The following is a 4,656-nucleotide window of genomic DNA, read 5'->3' as shown; positions in this document are numbered from 1 at the left end:
GCGCAGAGGTGGGGGCGGGAGTCGGTACCTGTGCGGACGTGGTGGCAGGTGAGGGCGAGGGTGCCGGCGTGGTGTTCGGTGCAACGGTCGATGCGGCGCCCGGTTCCGGTTCCTCGACGGTCATCACCAGGGACCTCGGACCACATGGCGTCCGCTTGGGAGCGGTGGTCGCCTCCGAGTCGTCCTCGCCCGAGCCGCCAGTGTCGGTGGCGGAGGTCGGCGCCGGGCCGGTGGTCTCGGTGGTGTTGGCCTGCTCGGGGGTGTAGGCCGAGCCGGTGACGTACAGCGTCACCAGCGTGCCCGGGGCGAGTGACCCGCGGGCCGGGTCGGCCGTGGCCACGGTGCCCTCGTCGAGGTCCTGGGTCACCTCCTGCAGCTGCTCGTCGGTCGCGTCGGACTGCTGCACCCGAAGACCGAGCGCCTCCATCCCCCGCTGCACCCGATCCGCGTCCTGCCCGACATAGGCGGTGACGTCCCACCCGATCCCGCCGGTCGCGTCGGTGCTCGCCGAGGGCGCTGCCGGGCTCGTACCGGTCGAGGCGGCGCTGCTGCCGCCGCCCTTGTCCCCACCGGAGAGCGCCACGGCCACCCCGACGCCGACGAGCAGCAGCAGGGTCAGCGCGGCGGCGGCCCAGATCAGCTGGGTGCGGCGCCGCCGGGCGGGGTCGTCCGCGCCGTCGTCGGCGTCCCACGCCTCGTCCTCGTCGACCGGGGTGCCGTGCAGCGGGGGCATCGTGCGCGGCGAGGTGGACGGCGCGCCGCCGGAGGTGACCGCGCCGGCCGGGATCATCGTGGTGGCGGCGTCATCGCCGCCCAGCACGGTGGTCATCGCGGTCGGCGGGGGCACGGCGTGACCGGCCGCCACCTGGCGGACGGCGACGGCGAAGGCCCCGCCGTCGGGGAACCGGCCCGCCGGGTCCTTGGTCAGGGCCCGCTCGATGAGCGCCTTGACCGGCCGGGGGACGTCGGCCGGCATCGGCGGCGGCGGGCGGTTGATCTGCGCCAGCGCGATCGCCACCTGCGACTCGCCGTCGAAGGGGCGCACCCCGGCGATGCACTCGTAGCCCAGCACGCCGAGGGAGTAGACGTCGGACGCCGCGGTGACCACGTGCCCCTGGGCCTGCTCCGGGGAGAGGTACTGGGCGGTGCCCACGACCATGCCGGTGCGGGTCAGCGGTGCGGCGTCCCGGGCGTAGGCGATGCCGAAGTCGGTCAGCTTCACCACGCCGTCCGGGCGGACGAGCAGGTTGCCCGGCTTGATGTCGCGGTGCACCATCCCGGCCGCGTGCGCGGCGGAGAGCCCGTCGCCGGCCTGGCCGAGGACGTCGAGGGTCTGCTCGGCGGTCAGCCGGCCGCGCTCGGCCAGGATGGTGACCAGCGGCTTGCCCTCGACGAACTCCATGATCAGGTAGGCCAGCCGCTGGCCGTCCTCGGTGGTCTCGCCGTAGTCGTAGACCGAGGCGATGTTGGGGTGCGAGAGCGCCGCGGTGTGCCGCGCCTCGTTCCGGAAGCGGATGAGGAAGCTGGAGTCCCCGGTGTACTCGCTGCGCAGCACCTTGACCGCGATCGTGCGGCCCAGGGTGCGGTCCCGGCCCTTCCAGACCTCGCCCATGCCGCCGGTGGCGATGGGTGCGGTGATCTCGTACCGGCCGGCCAGCAGGCTGCCCACGTGGACGGCCATCAGCCCCCGGCCCCCGTGCCGTCGAGGTAGGCCTGCATGACCGCCTTGGCGATCGGTGCGGAGGTGTCGCCGCCGGTGCCGCCGCCGTTCTTGATGAACACCGCGACGGCGATCTTCGGGTCCTCGGCGGGTGCGAAGCCGATGAACCAGTTGTGGTCCGGCCCGGCGTTCTCGGCGGTCCCGGTCTTCCCGGCCACCGTCACGCCGTCGATCCGGGCGCGTCGGCCGGTGCCGTTGCTGCTCTGCACCACGCTGGTCATCATCTCGGTCAGCTGGCCGGCGACGTCGGAGGAGAAGGGCTGGCTCATCTCCTCGGGGTCGGTCTGGTCGATCACCGTGAGGTCGGGGGCCTGGATCGAGTCGACCAGGTAGGGCTTCATCAGGCTGCCGTCGTTGGCCACCGCGGAGGCGATCATCGCGGCCTGCAGAGGCGTCAGCGCGACGTCCCGCTGGCCGATCGAGGTCTGGCCGAGCGCGGCGTCGCTCTCGATGTCGCCGAGCGTGCTGCTCTCGACCGGCAGGGGCATGTCGAAGGGCTCGCCGTCGATGCCGAAGCCCTCGGCCATCTCCCGCACCGCGTCCTCGCCGAGGTCGATGCCCAGCTGGGCGAAGGCGGTGTTGCAGGAGATGGTGAGCGCGTCGATCAGCGGCTGCTCGCCGGACGGGCTGCACGCCTCCCCGCCGAAGTTCTCCAGGTCGGTGCTGGTGCCCGGCAGCACGTAGTCCTGCGGGGCCGGGATCACCGTCTCGGGCGTGTAGTCGCCGCTGGCCAGCGCGGCGGCGGAGACGACGACCTTGAAGATCGACCCGGCCGGGTAGCGCTCGCTGGTCGCCTGGTTGACCGTCGGGTCGGCGTCGCCGGAGCCGTCCGCCGGGGTGATCGAGTCGGAGTAGGCGCGCATCGCGTCCGGGTCGTGGCTGGACAGCTGGTTGGGGTCGTAGGTGGGCGTGCTGGCCAGCGCGAGCACCGCACCGCTCGAGGGGTCGAGGGCCACGACGGCGCCGGTGACGCCGGCCAGGCCGTCCATCGCCGCCTGCTGGGTCGCCGGGTCCACGGTCAGCTCGACGTTGCCGCCGGAGGGGTCCCGGCCGGTGAAGACGTCGCCGAGCCGGCGCAGCGCGAGCCGCGGGTCGGTGCCGGCCAGCACGCTGTTCTCGGCGTCCTCGAGCCCCCGCTTGCCGAAGAGCACCGAGTAGTAACCGGTCACCGGCGCGTACAGCGGGCCGTTGGCGTACTGGCGCAGGTAGGTGAGCGCGTCGGTGGTCTCGCTGGAGGAGGCGATCTCGTTGCCGGCGACGACGATCGCGCCCCGCTCCCGGTCGTACTCCTCGGTGAGCACCCGGGTGTTGCGCGGGTTCTCCCGCAGTGAGTCCGCCCGGACCACCTGGATGATGTTGACGTTGACGATCAGCAGGGTGAACAGCACCAGCACGCTGATCGCGACCTTGCGCAGCGGGGCGTTCACGGGCGCACCACCTCGGTCGGGGCGTCGGTGAGCCTCGGCGGGGTGGTCGGCGGGGGCGCGACCGGCCGGCGGGCGGCGTCGCTGATCCGGACGAGCAGCGCGACCAGACCGAAGTTGGCGACCAGCGACGAGCCTCCGTAGGCGAGGAAGGGCGTGGTGAGGCCGGTCAGCGGGAGCAGCCCGGTGACCCCACCGAGGACGACGAACACCTGCCAGGCGACGGCGAAGGACAACCCCGCGGCGAGCAGCTTGCCGAAGCCGTCGCGGACGACCAACGAGGTGCGCAGGCCGCGCTCGACCAGCACCAGGTACAGCACGATCACCGCGACCAGGCCGAAGAGCCCGAGCTCCTCACCGATGGCCGAGGCGATGAAGTCGCTCTTGGCCACCGGCACCTGGTCGGGGCGTCCCCCGCCGAGGCCGGCGCCGAACAGCCCGCCGGTGCCGAGGCTGAACAGCGACTGGACGATCTGGTAGCCGCCGGTGTCGACGTAGGCGAAGGGGTCCAGCCAGGTGTCCACGCGCACCCGGACGTGCCCGAAGACCTGGTAGGCCACGTAGGCGCCGCCGGAGAACAGGAGGACGCCGATGACCAGCCAGCTGGCGCGCTCGGTGGCGACGTAGAGCATCACCACGAAGATGCCGAACAGCAGCAGCGAGCTGCCCAGGTCGCGCTCGAAGACGAGCACCAGGATCGAGGCCACCCAGGCCAGCAGCACCGGGCCCAGGTCGCGGCCGCGGGGCAGCTCCAGGCCGGCGACCTTGCGGCTGGCCAGCGCGAGCACGTCCCGCTTGTCGACCAGGTAGGCCGCGAAGAAGACGACCAGGCAGATCTTGGCGAACTCACCGGGCTGGATGGAGAAGCCGGCGACCCGGATCCACAGCTTGGCCCCGTTGATCTCCGAGTTGGGCAGCACCGCCGGGATGGCCAGCAGCACCAGGCCGACCAGGGCGAGGGTGTAGGCGAACCGGGCGAGCACGCGGTGGTCGCGGACGACCACGACGACGGCGACGAACAGCGCCAGCCCCACGGTGGCCCACAGCAGCTGGACCGGGGCGTCCTCGCCGGAGCTGTTGCCGCCGAGCTGGTCACCGGCGATGTCCAGCCGGTGGATCATCGTCAGCCCCAGGCCCATCAGCACGGCCACGCAGGGCAGCAGCAGCGGGTCGGCGTAGGGGGCGAACCGGCGGACGACGACGTGGGCGACGACCCACAGCACGGTGTACCAGGTGCCGAAGGTGGCCAGCTCGGGGCTGAGCGAGTCGGTGACGGTCAGGTCGACGATGCACTGCGCGGCCAGCGTGATGACCACGGCGAACGCCAGCAGCGCGAGCTCGGTGCCCCGCCGCGTCGGCGTCGGTCCGGCACCGGCCGCGGTGGCTCGCGGATCGGTTCCCGGACCGGTCACGAGGAGCTCCCGGGGGAGGAGGGGCGGGCCACTCAGTCCGCCTCCCGGCAGTCCACTCCCGGCGTCCCGGAGCGGGAGGGCCCCGTGCTCGTCGCCGAGC

The 4,656-nt window shown here is 73.0% G+C and carries 3 protein-coding genes; all 3 read right to left on the bottom strand.

The window, feature by feature from the left end:
• Positions 1 to 1,681, bottom strand: a 1,681-nt coding sequence (locus FHL79_RS24630; RefSeq protein ID WP_138761185.1) for a serine/threonine-protein kinase, incomplete at its 3' end; no start/stop codon positions are given.
• Positions 1,681 to 3,147: a peptidoglycan D,D-transpeptidase FtsI family protein gene (locus FHL79_RS24625; protein ID WP_138761184.1), complete on the bottom strand. Its 1,467-nt coding sequence runs from the start codon at positions 3,145 to 3,147 to the stop codon at positions 1,681 to 1,683. The genes FHL79_RS24630 and FHL79_RS24625, both read right to left, overlap by 1 nt.
• The gene (locus FHL79_RS24620) at positions 3,144 to 4,556 is read right to left on the bottom strand and encodes an FtsW/RodA/SpoVE family cell cycle protein (RefSeq protein ID WP_138761183.1); all 1,413 of its coding nucleotides are present in this window, start codon (positions 4,554 to 4,556) and stop codon (positions 3,144 to 3,146) included. The genes FHL79_RS24625 and FHL79_RS24620 overlap by 4 nt, the downstream gene beginning before the upstream one ends.
• Positions 4,557 to 4,656 lie beyond the last annotated feature (100 nt).

This window comes from Modestobacter altitudinis (genome assembly GCF_005930475.1).
GTDB classification, from domain to species: Bacteria; Actinomycetota; Actinomycetes; order Mycobacteriales; family Geodermatophilaceae; genus Modestobacter; species Modestobacter altitudinis.
Note: the sequence above shows the minus strand (reverse complement) of the source record. Positions and strands in the feature narration are given on the sequence as shown.